This window comes from Sinobaca sp. TMA16-18, assembly GCF_059510535.1.
Window position 1 is genome coordinate 296,040 of the sequence record NZ_JCAKFM010000003.1, and the last position, 14,736, is coordinate 310,775.

Below are 14,736 nucleotides of genomic sequence, written 5' to 3' on the forward strand. Positions count from 1 at the left end.
GTCTATCTTTTATTATATCTTATCGGACCGGCGCTGACTATGCAGACTTCTTAGCGTGCCGCCTCGGTAAACACAAGAAATCTGAAATCTGCAAAGGTCTGGATGAGCCCGGCAATCTGCACCATCTGTGCAAGACGGTTCTGTTTAACTGCCTCGTCTTCGCTCATTACCATAACGTGCTCAAAATAATCATTTATGGCAGGGGAAAGCTTTTCCAGCTCCTGCAGTGCGGCTTCCATTTGGTTTTCCTGCAGCAGGGACGGAAGAGTAGACGCCAGTTCTTCATGGGCTTTCATCAGCTGTTTTTCCTGGTCGTTTTCCATTAAGTCTCTTTGCACCGAAACCGCTTCTGTAGACGCCTTTTTTGAAATGTTCGTTATACGGCTTAATGCTTCCACCGTTTCTTTAAAGGACGCTTTATTTTTCTGCGCCTGCAGGAACTCCGCTTTGTTTACTAAAATATACATATAGCCTATGTCTCCCTGTAGAAGAGCATCGCAGACATCATGGCTGATCGAACGATCCAGCAGAAGGTTACGGATCCGCTGTTTGAAGAACTCCTGAAGTTCCACAGCAAGCTCCTCTTCCGGACGCTTCAGTACGCCTGCTTTTGCAGCCAGTTCCATCGTCTGCTGAATCATCCCCTCTATCGTAACCGGAAGCTCCTGAGCCAGCATAATCGCAACGGCTCCTGCCGCCTGTCTTCTAATACCATTGGGATCCTGCGACCCTGAAGGGACCGCTCCAATACCAAACGCTGTGACGACCGTATCCATTTTATCAGCGAGTCCAATCACCGCCGCCTCTTTTGAGGAAGGTGTCATATCTCCTGCAAAACGCGGCAGATAGTGCTCTCTTATCGCGCCTGCCACGGTTTCATTCTCTCCAGCAAGCAGCGCATACTTTTCGCCGACAATACCTTGAAGCTCTGTAAACTCATCCACCATAAGGGTGACCAGATCAAACTTGGATAACAACGCTCCACGTTTAATGTTTTCCTGTGCTTCATCCGACAGGCTGATCTTTTTTGCCACAGCCAGGCTCAGTCCTTGAATGCGTCGTACTTTATCCCCTATCGTACCAAGATTTTCCTGATATACAATATTGTCGAGCTTTGCCGCTGCCTGCTCGGGAGGAAGTTTCTGATCTTCTTCGTAGAAGAATCTGCCGTCGGCAAGCCGGGCCCGCAGCACTTTCTCATTTCCTTTTCGAACGTTTTCAATATGCTCTGTATTTCCATTACGTACGGTTACAAAATTAGGAAGCAGCTGGGCATTTTCGTCCTCTACCGGAAAGTAGCGCTGGTGCTCTCTCATAGAAGTAATCAGTACTTCCTGGGGAAGCTCCAGGTAGGAGGCATCAAATGCGCCCGACAAAGCGGTCGGATACTCCACCAGGTTGTTTATTTCTTCAAGCAGGTCTTCGTTTATAGGTACAAGCCAGTTTTCTTTTTCTTCAATCTCGGCAATCTGCTTACGGATCATTTCTTTTCGTTCGGACGGTTCTGCGACGACCCATTCTTTTTCAAGGACAGCTTCATACGCAGCCGGGCTTTCAATCACTGCATTAGCTCCAAGAAAACGATGGCCTCTCGTTTCACGGCCTGCCTGAACTCCTGCCATCTCCACAGGAATCACATCTGTACCGTACAAAGAAACAATCCACTGTACCGGCCGTACGTAGCGCATGGAGTGGCTTCCCCACTTCATGCTTTTTGGAAATGTCATCTTGGATGCTTCTGTCCCGAGTTCCGGAAGAAGTTCAGCCGTTGGTCGTCCCCTTTCTTCTTTTTTAGCAAATACATACTCTACATCTTTAACGGATTCGATATACAAATCATCTTCAGACAGGCCCTGGCCTCTCGCAAAACCGACAGCCGCCTTCGTCCAGGATCCATCCTCTGCCTGGGCAATCCGGCGTGCGGGCCCTTTTTTCGTTTCTACAATATCTTCCTGTGAATCTGCTGCCCCTTCAATACGGACCGCAAGCCTTCTTGGGGTGGAAAATACGGCAATAGCTTGATAGGCAATTCTTTTTTCCTTCAGCCATGCCGCTGTTCTGCTTTCCAGCTGCAGCATAGCATCTGTTACAAAGCGGGCCGGCATTTCTTCGAGGCCGATTTCCAGTAAATAGTCTTTATTCGCCATGGGAAGACTCCTCCTTTTCGTTAAGCAGCGGAAACTGCAGACGCTCTCTTTCCTGATAATAAGATGTGGCACATTTTCTGGCCAGACGCCTGACCCGACCGATATAGCCGGCTCTTTCCGTTACGCTGATGGCGCCTCCTGCATCGAGCAGGTTAAAGGTATGGGAGCACTTGAGCACGTAATCATATGCGGGAAAGACAAGCGCCTCTTCAAGGGCTCTTGCTGCTTCTTTTTCGTACGTATCAAATTCTTTAAAAAGCATTGCTGCATCTGCTACTTCAAACGCATATTTGGAATGCTCGTATTCCGGCTGTTTGAAAATATCTCCGTATAAAAAGCCGTCCACCCATGTAAGATCAAAGACGTTTTCCTTGTCCTGGATATAGGAAGCCAGTCTTTCGATGCCGTACGTAATTTCGACAGCTACCGGACTTGCTTCCATCCCGCCAACCTGCTGAAAATAAGTAAACTGGGTAATTTCCATACCATCGAGCCAGACTTCCCAGCCCAGGCCCCAGGCGCTCAGCGTAGGCGCTTCCCAGTTATCCTCCACAAAGCGGATGTCATGCTCTTTCGGATCAATTCCGAGCTTTTCCAGACTTTCTAAGTACAGTTCCTGTATATTCGGTGGAGACGGCTTCATAATGACCTGAAACTGGTGGTGCTGGTACAAACGGTTGGGGTTCTCTCCGTAACGCCCATCAGCCGGACGTCTTGAAGGCTCCACGTATGCCACATTCCACGGCTCCGGGCCGATGCTTCTTAAAAAAGTCATTGGGTTCATCGTTCCCGCACCCTTTTCTACATCATAGGCCTGCATCAGAATGCAGTTTTGATCGGACCAAAATTTCTGAAGCGTTAAAATCATATCTTGAACGTTCATCTAATCCCTCCATTGAATAACTACTTTTTTTAAGCACATAAAAAACCGTCCCTATACCACATCTATGGTATAGGGACGGTTGTATGCTCCGCGGTTCCACCCTACTTGCTTTCTGCCGGACAGCAGAAAGCCGCTCTTCGTTTTATATGCTCCAGGATGCCTTCGTCTTCATAAACAGCGCAGCTTCCACTATCCTGCGCTCGCTGATTGTTTAGAGAAAGAGTACTATTTCCCTTCAATGCACTATTAAATGTAGTTGAATCATACTTAAATCCATACTTTCTGTCAAGTATCCTCCACAGGATTCCATTTTTCCATCTGCTCCATAAACCGCTTGGAGCGAAGGTAAAGGCCGGAATACTCTTCGTAGTAGGTATCCATGACCTGACGGAGTTCTTTTTTGGTTTCCGGTTTCAGCGTAATGCTGCCGAGACGCTTTAAATCCAGATAGTAAAAGGTACGCAGCAGCTGGATCGCTTTTGGGCTGATATCCATCCGGTATTCATCGCGGTGACTGCAGCGGTGGCAGAGAAACCCCGCTCCCCTGATGGAAAAGCTGAACGTCCCTTCTTTGTTTCCACAATTGATACATTGATCCAGCTGCGGCTTGATACCCGCTGCATCTGTCATTTTCAGTTCAAAAATCCGTATAAGCGTTTCGGCATCGTCGCCTTCTTCCACATGCTCGAGAATCTGCCAGAACAGTTCAAACAAAAAGGGATTCGTTTCCCGGTCGTTGGTCAGCTTATCAAGAAGCTCGGCTGCATATGCGATATAAGACGCTTTCCACAAATCTTCCCGAATGTGGCGGTAGGACTTAATAATATCTGCCTGATTGAGCGAACTCATGCCGGAGCTGCTGTAATAGAGAAAAATGCCGTAAACAAAAGGCTGGGCTGCCCCGGCGAGCCGGTTTTTTGGCTTTTTGGCTCCCTTTGCCATAACGGCCACTTTCCCGGCCTCTCTGGTGTACAATGTCAGCACTACATCCGCTTCTCCGTATGGAACGGTTCGAATCACTATTCCTTCAGCTTTTTTCAGCATGACATCGATCCTTTTTTACGTAACGTTAATAATCGTTCTGGTCATATCCATGTTCTTTAAGCTGGTAGGAGCTGTTTCTCCAATCTTTCTCTACTTTGGCATAGAGCTCCAGGTACACGTTGGAACCTAGCAGTTTCTGAATATCCTGCCTGGCCAGCTCGCCGATTTTTTTCAAAAGGGCACCCTGCTTTCCGATAATAATGCCTTTCTGTGAAGAGCGTTCGACGGCAATAACAGCCGATATATACACAGCCCCGCCTTTTCGTTCTTTCATTTCTTCTATAATAACGGCGACCGAATGAGGAATTTCATCGCGGGTTAACTGCAGCACCTTTTCCCGGATTAATTCGCTTACGATAAAACGCTCGGGATGATCTGTAATTTCATCTTCCGGATAGTAAGCAGGACCTTCTTCCATGTACTCGAGAATCTGCTCCATCATTGTCTCTACGTTATTGCCTTTTAAAGCAGATACCGGCACTATCTCGGCAAAATCATATAAATGACGGTACTTTTCGATTACCTGCATAACCTGTTCCGGTGTCATTTCATCAATTTTATTTACAATAAGAAATACCGGCGTTGATGTTTCTTTTAATTTATTAATAATGTATTCTTCACCGGGACCGTACTTCTCTGTAGCATCAATCAAATAAAGAATAATATCTACTTCTCTAAGTGTTTCTGTTGCCATCCGCACCATGTAATCTCCAAGCTTGTGCTTAGGCTTATGAATGCCTGGGGTATCAATAAAAATAATCTGGGAATGTTCGTCCGTGTAAAACCCCTGAATTTTGTTTCTTGTTGTCTGCGGCTTATCGCTCATGATCGCAATTTTTTGGCCGATCACATGATTTAACAGAGTGGACTTGCCGGCGTTCGGCCGGCCGATTAATGCAGCAAACCCTGATTTAAATACGTTGTCTGTCATCTCATATCTCCTGCCTGAAAAGCTCCCGGCAGAAGCTCCTGCATCGTAGTTTTCACTATATTTCCTTTTAAATTGCTTAAAATAATGACAGCTTCCGGTGCCATAAATTCGGAGAGAACCTGTCTGCATGCACCGCACGGGGCAACAGCAGCCTCTGTATCAGCTACAATGGCAATCTCTTCAATATCCTTGTCTCCACTGCTGACTGCTTTGAAAACCGCTGTACGTTCAGCACAGTTGGTTAACCCGTAAGATGCATTTTCTACATTGCATCCCGTATATACTGAGCCGCTTTTTGTTTTTAGGGCGGCTCCGACCTTAAATTGCGAATAAGGCACATGAGCGAATTCTCTTACCTGTTTTGCCTGTTCAATTAACGTTTCCATAAAATTCTCCTCTTACAGCCATGCGCTCAAAGGCTCTGCAAACAGCAGGACGCCAATAAGGACAGCTATTATTGTAAATATAAACACTCCGGCAGCCGCAGCATCTTTCGCTTTTTCAGCGAGGGGGTGATACTGCTCCGTAACCAGGTCAACCGTTTTCTCTATTGCTGTATTCAGCAGTTCAAGCGAAAGCACAATACCGATTGTAAGAAGCAGGACACTCCATTTCCATAATGGAAATGGAACGAGCAGGGCAAGCACGAATACTGCTGCGGCAGCTGCTAGATGATACTGCATGTTTGCCTCATTTTTTGCAGTTTCCTTCATTCCTCTGGCTGCGTACCGAAAAGATAACAGCAGCCGTTTCGTCCTGCGCTGCTTATTGCCGTTTAAGCCCATATTCCTGCAGTATCTCTTCCTGACGGGCAAACATTTCTTTTTCCTCCGAGTCACTGTCGTGCAGATAGCCAAGCAGATGAAGCAGGCCGTGTACTCCCAGGAAAGCAATCTCCCTCTCAAAAGAATGGCCGTACTCTTCTGCCTGCTCTACGGCACGTGGAAGGCTGATGACAATGTCACCCAGCAGATGCGGCACATCTTCGCCCTCCATAAAAGGTTCTTCATCGTCAAGTGCAAAGGAGATTACATCAGTAGGCTTATCTATTCCACGGTATTCTTTATTAATTTCCTGAATTGCTTCATTGGTCACAATCGTAACAGAAAGTTCTGCTTCCCCTTTGATTGCTTCCATCCCGGCTGCCAGTTGAAGTACTTCCTCTAGCAGCGTCAAGGACTGTTCGGATACTTCTGTTGTTTCGTCGTTAATATCGATTGTTACTGCCATAGCCTGCCTCCATTGTGTTTATAGTGTTTTCTTTGTTTCCACAGCATTCAGCTGCTTTTGCGGATCGGCTTCATCATATGCTTCTAAAATCTGCTGCACGAGCGTATGCCTTACTACATCGGTCGGCTTCAGGTAAATAAAGCCTATCGAATCGACGTTTTTTAAAATATTAATCGCCACCCGGAGACCGGACTGCTGGCCTTTAGGAAGATCAACTTGAGTCAGATCTCCATTCACCACCATTTTTGATCCAAAGCCCAGTCTCGTAATAAACATTTTAATTTGTTCTTTTGTTGTGTTCTGTGCTTCATCGAGAATGACAAAAGCATCTTCCAGCGTTCGGCCTCTCATATAGGCAAGGGGGGCCACTTCAATCGTTCCGCGCTCCAGTAAGCGGTTTGTATGCTCCAGGCCGAATACATCATGCAGGGCATCATACAGCGGCCTCAAGTACGGATCCACCTTTTCTTTTAAATCGCCCGGTAGAAATCCCAGGCTTTCTCCAGCTTCCACCGCAGGCCTTGTCAGTACAATGCGTTTTACACTGCCATCTTTAAGTGCATTCACTGCCATGACCACAGCAAGGTACGTTTTCCCTGTACCGGCAGGACCGATTCCAAAAACCATGTCGCGTCTGCGGATAGCATACACATATTCCTGCTGCCCTAATGTTTTAACAACAATAGGCTTCCCTTTTGTATTCACTGCAATTTTTTCCTGGTGAAGCGTGTTCAGCTGATCTATTTTATCTTCTTTGGATAATTGTATAGCATAGATTACATCTCTTTCTGTAATCTCTACGTTTTTTCTTAGAAGGTCAATTAACGAACCCATTACTTCCGATATCGTATCTGCATCTTTTTTTTCTCCGGAAATAATTAAGCTCTCTCCCCGTGTCACAATCGATACATTCAGCTTTTCTTCCAGCCGTTTTAAATGAATATCGTTGGGACCGAACAGCAGCTGTGCTTCGTTTGCATCTTTCACTTCTAAGGATAGTACATGCTTTTCTGCCAATATACTCATTCTCCTCGGATTTGTCGGCTGCACCGATTTAGTCTAGTTGCTTTCGTCTCTTCCCTACTTTACCATCCCTATCCCGCCCTTGCAAAGGGATGCACTGCTCTCTTCCACTTTTTTATAAAGGGCCGGCCGATCATAAAAAACGCAGCAAACAAAAAGAAACTGAGCCGCTGAGGGCTCAGTTTCCTATTTTCTTTTGGAATATATAGATGTTTGATGAGGTCTTTGAGAACGGGGTTTTCCCAAAATCTCCGCCCATATAATTCCGTTTTTTGCATCTTCATGTGATGGAGAAGAAAAAGAGGTCTTTAGTGAAGAACTTCCTGGCCTCTGTGAACTTCTCGTGCTATCCAATGCCTGGTTAAAAATAGGAGAGTTATCGTCAATAGGATTTTTCTCTGCCTCTGACCTCCGCTTTTTAGCCTGTTCCATTTTTTCATAATACTGAGCCGTCCGGCCGGCAGCAGGATCTGTTGTGCTCTCTCCCCGCACAAACTCCCCTTCTGCTTCTGGGACTGGTTTTGTAGGGCGTTCACCTGATGAAGATTGGCTGCCTCCCGGTTTTTCCTGCTGAAAGATTGACTCCCAGTCTATCTTACCGGGACCAGTCCGCTTCTGCTGGCCGCCACCGGGTCTGTTTTGTGAATTATCTCCTTCGGATCGCTGCTTGCTTCGATTCACAAGGGAAAAGATAGCCGCTCCCGCAATGAAGAGGAAAAACAAGTTACCAAGCAAAAACTCTATGAAAGCATCCATTGGCTGCCTCCTCTTTGTCTAATTCTAGCGGATTGGGCCAGAATCGTTATTGTCATCATTTAGATCTTTCTTTGTGCCTTTGCTGATAGAATCTCTCATGTCCGTATCTGCTTCTACGTTCTGGATATTCATGTAATCCATTACGCCGAGATTACCGGAACGAAGCGCTTCGGCCATAGCCATTGGTACTTCTGCCTCTGACTCAACCACTTTCGCGCGCATTTCTTCAACACGTGCACGCATTTCCTGTTCGTGTGCAACAGCCATTGCGCGGCGCTCTTCGGCTTTTGCCTGAGCGATCTTCTTGTCGGCTTCTGCCTGGTCTGTCTGAAGACCGGCACCGATGTTTTTACCAATATCAATATCTGCAATATCAATAGATAAAATTTCAAATGCAGTACCAGAGTCAAGTCCCTTACTAAGAACAGTCTGGGAAATGCTGTCCGGGTTTTCTAAAACGCCTTTATGGTCTTTGGAAGAACCGATAGTAGAAACAATACCTTCACCAACACGGGCAATGATCGTCTCTTCACCAGCACCACCAACAAGGCGGTCTATGTTTGCACGAACAGTGATACGTGCTTTTGCTTTCACTTCGATACCATCCATAGCAACACCGGCAATAAATGGCGTTTCAATTACTTTAGGGTTTACACTCATCTGTACAGCTTCGAGTACGTCACGTCCAGCGAGGTCAATTGCTGCACTCCGCTCAAATGTAAGCTCGATGTTCGCACGCTGAGCTGCGATTAAAGCGTTAACTACACGGTCTACGTTACCACCGGCAAGATAGTGGCCTTCTAATTTGTTTAAAGAAAGCTCCAGTCCTGCTTTGTCAGCTTTAATCATTGGGTTTACGATACGTGCAGGAATAACACGTCTTAATCTCATACCTACCAGTTGGAAAATGCCCACCTTTACTCCTGCTGCAAGTGCTGAAATCCAAAGCGCTACTGGTACGAATGTAAATAGAATGGCCAATGCAATTAATACAAGAGCCAATACAATAATAAGAGTCAAATCTACTGTCATGTGCCGCTTCCTCCTTTGAATGTGAACCTTAAATTTTTCTTACAATGATTCTTGTACCCTCTACTTTCACGATTCTGAGAGCCGATCCTTTTTCGATAAAGCCTCCCTCAGTCACCACATCAATGCGTTCCTCGTCTACTACCGCGGAGCCTGATGGATGAAGCGGGGTTAATGCCACTGCTTCCTTTTGGAGCAGATCATTTCTGTCACGATTGGAATAATATCCTTCTTCCTTTTTCATTGTATCTTTTAATACCAGCTTTTGCATAGGTCCTTTTTTTCCAAACATGACTATCATAATAATGCCGAGTACAACAGCCAGACCAATAGCTACTGCAAGGGATATGACAACATACGTGGTAGAAAAAGAAGCCAATATTAATCCGCCTGACATAGCGGCGATTCCAAGAAATCCAAAAATCCCAAATCCCGGAACGAACAATTCAATTAAAAGAAGTATCAAGCCGACGAGAAACAAAATGATAGATTCCATTCCCGCAAAGCCTGCGATAGAATGTCCAAAAAAGAACAATAACAGGGAACCAATACCCAAAATGCCCGGAATTCCAAAACCCGGTGTCAGCACAGCCATGATAAGGCCAATGCTTCCTACACTTAATAATATAGGAATAACGACTGGATTTGTGACAAATCGTGCAATCTGTTCTGCAAAGCTAACGCTGAGTTCTTCTACCTGGGCGCCTTCGAGCCCAAGCTGATTCAGAAGCTGCTCACGATCATCGCTTAAATAGTCGGCATATCCCACTTCCTCTGCTTCGGAGGGGGTTAAAGTAAGCAGAGACCCTTCTCCAGCTCTGTAATCCGGAAGGTCTACGGACGGATCAGCCATCGCTTCTGCATAAATGGGGTCTCTGTCCTGAGACTCTGCTGCATTCGTCATATTGGCAGTCCAGGCCGATTGGGCTTTATCTTCTGCTGCATTGCCCGCTCCATCAATAACCTGAGCTGCGCCCATTTCTGTTCCCGGCGCCATTGCAATCGTCTCCGCATTTAATGCGATAAAAGCACCGGCTGACATGGCCTCTTCTGTAACAAAAGCCGTAACCGGCATTGGGGCGTCGCTTACAATGCCTGCTATGTTACCTGCGGCATCAACAGCACCACCCGGTGTGTCTATTTCTAAAATCACATGAGTAGCTCCGGCCTCTTCTGCTTCCTCAAATGATCTTTCCAAAAATGATTCAAGCCCTCGTTCTACCGCCTGTTCTACAGGAATTACGTATACAAGATCACCCTCATCTGCCTGCGCGGCGAAAGGAAAGATTAAAAAGACAGCAGCACTTATGAAAAACATAAGAGAACGTATGAGAATAGCCCCCACCCCTCTTTCTTTTCTTTTACATATATACTCGCATTATTATGTACGCATACCAGCAGGTTACGTTTCAATTTCTTTAAACAAAATATAAACAAAGCCGGAGAATCATACAGAAAAAGCATGCCTCCTTCAATGGAAGACATGCTTTTAACTGCTGAAGAAACTTACGTGGAGAGAATCCTTTAGAAACAAAGCCTTTAGGCTAACGGTTCCCGCATCTCTTGCCCTATATTTTTAACAGAAAATGCCAGGGCATTTCTTCTAACACTTGTATTGCTTATTTTTGCCAGATTGGAACGCAAATTAGAATTTACGGCTTCTTGCCGCTTCACTCTTCTTCTTACGCTTAATGCTAGGCTTTTCATAATGCTTTCTCTTACGCACTTCAGCCAATGTTCCTTCTTTTGAAAGCGAACGCTTAAAACGGCGAAGAGCGACATCAATGGACTCATTCTTACGAACTCGTGTTTCAGCCATAATGATTCCCTCCCTCCGGACAACCAATATAACCAATTAAATAATTGATCATTTTATAAAATTATAATGCATATGGAATAAAAAAGCAATACAGCTCTTGTCATTATTTAAATCTTTTGGATTAGTAGCTTCCTTCTTCTGCCTGGTCTCCTGATACGAGCGCTACACCTGAGCTTGTACCAAGTCTCGATGCTCCTGCATTTATCATCGCTTCGGCTGTTTTCAGATCCCTGATGCCGCCGCTTGCTTTGACTTGCGCCTTTTCTCCTACGATGCTTTTCATTAATGTTACATCTTCTACGGTTGCACCGCCGCCGGCAAATCCGGTGGAAGTTTTAACAAAGTCAGCTCCGGCTTCGAGCGCCAGTTCACAGGCTTTTCTTTTTTCATCATCGGTGAGAAGAGATGTTTCAATAATCACCTTAACGAGAGCCAGTTTGTCTGCTGCCCCCACTACTGATTGAATATCCCGGAGTACTACTTCATCCCGCCCTGATTTTAAAGCACCTATATTAATAACCATATCCAGTTCTGCTGCACCCTGCTTCATTGCCTGTTCTGCTTCCGCAGCTTTTGCTTCCGGTGTAGAGGCGCCAAGCGGGAATCCAATAACGGTACAGACCTTTACTGACGTTTCTCTCAATATAGAGAAGGCTTCTTCCACCATCGCCGGATTCACACATACAGAAGCAAATTCATTTTCTTTCGCTTCGCGGGCCAGTTTCTGAATCTGTTCAAATGTTGCTTCCGGCTTTAAAAGCGTGTGGTCTATCATTGCTGCCATATTCTTCATCGTATCTCTCCTTTATTGCGATTGCAGGAGCTCTTCCTCTTCAACGATTCGTACTACTTCTCCTTCGTTGTAAGGGTACCCTGCCTTGTTTATTTTCACTCTAACAATTTTTCCGATAACAGATGCATCCGCCTCAAACTTTACTTTCATGTAGTTTGTGGAATAACCGACTAAACGTCCGCTCTCCGGATCTTCTTTTTCCTGTTCTTCCGGAATCACTTCCAATACTTCTCCTTCGTGACGCGCTGCATACTGCTTGGCAAGCTGGTTGGATAAAGCAATTAAACGATGCACTCTTTCATTTTTTATTTCCTCATCCACCTGCTCTTCCATTCTCGCTGCAGGAGTACCTGTCCGTTTGGAATAGGGGAACACATGCAGTTCTGAGAATTCCAGCCTGGAAATAAAATCAAAGGTTTCCTGGAATTCTTCTTTTGTTTCTCCCGGGAAGCCGACGATCACGTCAGATGTTACCGCAAGTCCGGGGAGTGCTTCTTTTAGACGCTCCACTCGCTCCGCGTAAAAAGCATTCGTATATTTACGGCGCATTCTTTTCAATACCGTGTCTGATCCGGATTGAAGAGGAATATGAAGGTGATTTACTACTTTTTGGGAAGCTTTAATCACATCAATAACTTCGTCAGTAATCTGACTTGCTTCAATCGATGAAATTCGGATACGCTTAAGTCCGTCTACTTTTTCCAGTTCAAGAAGCAGATCCGATAAATGATAATCTTTCATATCTTCTCCGTACCCGCCCGTGTGAATACCGGTCAGGACAATCTCTTTATACCCCGCCTCTACAAGCTGGTGCGCCTGCTTTAAGACTTCTTTGGGATCCCTTGAACGAAGAAGGCCTCTCGCCCAGGGAATGATGCAGAATGTACAAAAGTTATTACAGCCTTCCTGAATTTTCAGCGAGGCACGGGTACGGTCGGTAAACGATGGTACATCCAGCTCTTCATACACTCTTGTTTTCATAATATTGCCGACACCGTTTATTGGTTCTCTTTCTTTTTTAAATTGTTCAATGTATGGGAGCATTTTTTTACGATCCTGCGTGCCTACAACGATATCCACTCCGGGAATCGCCATAATTTCCGCCGGGGACGTCTGGGCGTAACAGCCCGTTACACAGATAACCGCTTCAGGATTTTTCCTGACTGCCCGGCGGATAACCTGCCGGCTTTTTTTATCTCCTGTGTTTGTCACGGTACAAGTATTAATGACATACACGTCCGCTCGTTTATCAAAATCTGTTTTTTCATATCCTTCGTCTTTAAACAGCTGCCAAATAGCCTCTGTTTCGTAATGGTTTACTTTACACCCCAGGGTGTGGAAAGCCACATTGCTCATTGCGTTCACCTCATTAATTCAAAATGGTAGGACAGTACGGCCAGGAAATACGATGATGCCGTTTCACTTCTGAGAATGCGGGGACCCAGGCTGACAGAATAAAACGCATGGTTCAACATTTCACTTTTTTCTTTCCCACTGATGCCGCCTTCCGGACCAATACAGGCAAAAAAAGAGGCATCCTTCCGGGAACGGCTTAAGGCTTCCGCCAGTGCGCTGTGGGCTTTGGATCGTGCCTGCTCCTCATCTATGACGAGACGCTCTTTATAAAGCGCGGCCTGTTCCATCAGTTGATCTGTATTTTCACAATATACAACCTGTGGAATAATAAGCCTTTCAGACTGCTCTGCCGCCTCTTTTGCTATTTTCTGAAGGCGATCTATCTTTTTAGACGCCTTCGCCTGATCCCATTTTACAACAGAACGTTCTGCCTGATAAATATAAATAACAGAAGCACCCAGCTCGGTGCTTTTCTGTACAATATAATCGAGCTTATCCCCTTTTACAAGTGCCTGGGCAATCGCTGCTTTAACAGGCAGTTCACTGCTGCTCTGTTCTTCCTGCTCCAGATCAAGGCACACTTCACCGCTGTCGTTAAATGAGCGGATCACACCAACCGCAGCACGGCCTTCGTTGTCTAATACGACTACCCTGCTGCCGGTCTCCATTCTCATTACTTTTATGATGTGTTTGGCATCATCCCCTCGAATGACTGCCGTGCTTTTCTCCATTTGGGGTGAGGGAATAAAATATCTCTGCATCCGTTCGCATCCTTTACTCGGGCTTAACTGCTTTAAAAAGGACCCAGTCCTCCATTGTATGCACTTCCAGCTCTTTAAAGCCTGTATCAAGAAGCGCCTGCTCCACCTGGCTGCGCTTGCTCTCTATGATACCGGAAGCAATAAAGATGCCTCCTGCTTTCAACTGGCTGTAGGCACCGTCCATCAGCCTTATAATAATATCCGCTAATATATTGGCAACAATCAGGTCTGCCTGCACGGAAGAGCCTGCAAGCAGATCATTCTTGGTTACTTTCACAATCGATGTGCATTTATTGTATTCTACATTTTCCAGTGCACTTTGTACGGCAATATCATCCAGGTCAAATGCTTTCACGTCAGCGGCTCCCAATTTTGCAGCTGCTATCGCAAGAATTCCTGATCCGGTGCCGACATCGAGTACCGTTTCGCCGCCTTTAAGCTCTCTTTCAAGAGCCTGGATGCACAGCATCGTGGTCGGATGGGTTCCTGTTCCAAAAGCCATGCCGGGATCCAGTTCAATCACTTTTTCCAATGATGACTCCGGTACATACACTTCCCAGCTTGGTGCCACCGTCAAAGTATCCGACATTCTTACCGGTTTATAATACTGTTTCCAGGAGTTTGCCCAGTCTTCTTCGTATACTTCAGCAAGCACAACTTCAACCGATCCCGGATCAATACCATAAAGAGGAAGATCCTTGAGAGCCGCTTTAATTTTCTTGACCGTCTCACCCACGTATTCATTGGCCGGAAAATAAGCTTTTACAATTGCCCCTTCCTCCGGGTAATCCTCTGCTGAAAGTTTATACATTTCGTCTTCCGCTTCATCCCATAGTCTCGTCAAGTCTGCAGAGTCTTCAATTACAACCCCGCTTGCTCCGGCCTGATGTAAAATATACGAAACAGGCTCAATCGCCTGTTCCGTAGTGTGAATGCTGCATTCCGTCCATTTACTCATTTTTTT

16 protein-coding genes are annotated in these 14,736 nt (G+C 45.8%); all 16 read right to left on the bottom strand.

Translation table 11 applies throughout. The annotated features are described in order from the left end of the window. Positions 1–50: 50 nt before the first annotated feature. The 16 genes from glyS to prmA all read right to left on the bottom strand — a co-directional run bounded on the left by glyS (position 51) and on the right by prmA (position 14,730). Entirely contained in the window at positions 51–2,147 is a 2,097-nt protein-coding gene (gene glyS / locus AC5W14_RS07760; protein WP_496058759.1) for a glycine--tRNA ligase subunit beta, read from the bottom strand. Beyond that, positions 2,137–3,030: a glycine--tRNA ligase subunit alpha gene (glyQ, locus tag AC5W14_RS07765; RefSeq protein WP_496058760.1), complete on the bottom strand. Its 894-nt coding sequence runs from the start codon at positions 3,028–3,030 to the stop codon at positions 2,137–2,139. The genes glyS and glyQ overlap by 11 nt, the downstream gene beginning before the upstream one ends. Positions 3,031–3,315: 285 nt before the next feature. Then, entirely contained in the window at positions 3,316–4,074 is a 759-nt protein-coding gene (gene recO / locus AC5W14_RS07770; RefSeq protein WP_496058761.1) for a DNA repair protein RecO, read from the bottom strand. 25 nt (positions 4,075–4,099) lie between these two features. After that, positions 4,100–5,005 (bottom strand): GTPase Era, encoded by a 906-nt coding sequence (gene era / locus AC5W14_RS07775; protein ID WP_496058762.1) that lies wholly within the window; start codon positions 5,003–5,005, stop codon positions 4,100–4,102. Then, positions 5,002–5,391: a cytidine deaminase gene (locus AC5W14_RS07780; protein WP_496058763.1), complete on the bottom strand. Its 390-nt coding sequence runs from the start codon at positions 5,389–5,391 to the stop codon at positions 5,002–5,004. Before AC5W14_RS07780 ends, era begins: the two co-directional genes overlap by 4 nt. 12 nt (positions 5,392–5,403) lie before the next feature. Next, on the bottom strand, positions 5,404–5,790 hold the full coding sequence (locus AC5W14_RS07785; RefSeq protein ID WP_496194063.1) for a diacylglycerol kinase family protein: 387 nt from the start codon (positions 5,788–5,790) through the stop codon (positions 5,404–5,406). Beyond that, on the bottom strand, positions 5,771–6,235 hold the full coding sequence (gene ybeY, locus AC5W14_RS07790; RefSeq protein WP_496194064.1) for an rRNA maturation RNase YbeY: 465 nt from the start codon (positions 6,233–6,235) through the stop codon (positions 5,771–5,773). Before ybeY ends, AC5W14_RS07785 begins: the two co-directional genes overlap by 20 nt. Before the next feature lie 18 nt (positions 6,236–6,253). Then, positions 6,254–7,252 carry a PhoH family protein gene (locus AC5W14_RS07795; protein WP_496058766.1) on the bottom strand — a complete coding sequence of 333 codons (999 nt, stop codon included), beginning with the start codon at positions 7,250–7,252 and terminating at the stop codon, positions 6,254–6,256. Between the two features lie 192 nt (positions 7,253–7,444). Continuing rightward, on the bottom strand, positions 7,445–8,014 hold the full coding sequence (locus tag AC5W14_RS07800) for a YqfB family membrane protein (protein ID WP_496194065.1): 570 nt from the start codon (positions 8,012–8,014) through the stop codon (positions 7,445–7,447). 24 nt (positions 8,015–8,038) lie between these two features. Continuing rightward, positions 8,039–9,046 (bottom strand): flotillin-like protein FloA, encoded by a 1,008-nt coding sequence (gene floA / locus AC5W14_RS07805; protein WP_120193421.1) that lies wholly within the window; start codon positions 9,044–9,046, stop codon positions 8,039–8,041. 28 nt (positions 9,047–9,074) lie between these two features. Then, positions 9,075–10,361: an NfeD family protein gene (locus AC5W14_RS07810; RefSeq protein WP_496194066.1), complete on the bottom strand. Its 1,287-nt coding sequence runs from the start codon at positions 10,359–10,361 to the stop codon at positions 9,075–9,077. Between the two features lie 327 nt (positions 10,362–10,688). After that, complete coding sequence (gene rpsU / locus AC5W14_RS07815) at positions 10,689–10,862, bottom strand: 30S ribosomal protein S21 (RefSeq protein WP_120193423.1); 174 nt, start codon at positions 10,860–10,862, stop codon at positions 10,689–10,691. A 121-nt stretch (positions 10,863–10,983) separates the two neighbouring features. Continuing rightward, on the bottom strand, positions 10,984–11,655 hold the full coding sequence (deoC, locus tag AC5W14_RS07820) for a deoxyribose-phosphate aldolase (RefSeq protein ID WP_496058769.1): 672 nt from the start codon (positions 11,653–11,655) through the stop codon (positions 10,984–10,986). A 12-nt stretch (positions 11,656–11,667) separates the two neighbouring features. Then, positions 11,668–13,011: a tRNA (N(6)-L-threonylcarbamoyladenosine(37)-C(2))-methylthiotransferase MtaB gene (gene mtaB / locus AC5W14_RS07825; RefSeq protein ID WP_496058770.1), complete on the bottom strand. Its 1,344-nt coding sequence runs from the start codon at positions 13,009–13,011 to the stop codon at positions 11,668–11,670. Between the two features lie 5 nt (positions 13,012–13,016). Further along, on the bottom strand, positions 13,017–13,772 hold the full coding sequence (locus AC5W14_RS07830) for an RsmE family RNA methyltransferase (RefSeq protein ID WP_496194067.1): 756 nt from the start codon (positions 13,770–13,772) through the stop codon (positions 13,017–13,019). A 13-nt stretch (positions 13,773–13,785) separates the two neighbouring features. Beyond that, positions 13,786–14,730: a 50S ribosomal protein L11 methyltransferase gene (gene prmA / locus AC5W14_RS07835; protein WP_496194068.1), complete on the bottom strand. Its 945-nt coding sequence runs from the start codon at positions 14,728–14,730 to the stop codon at positions 13,786–13,788. Positions 14,731–14,736: the final 6 nt, after the last annotated feature.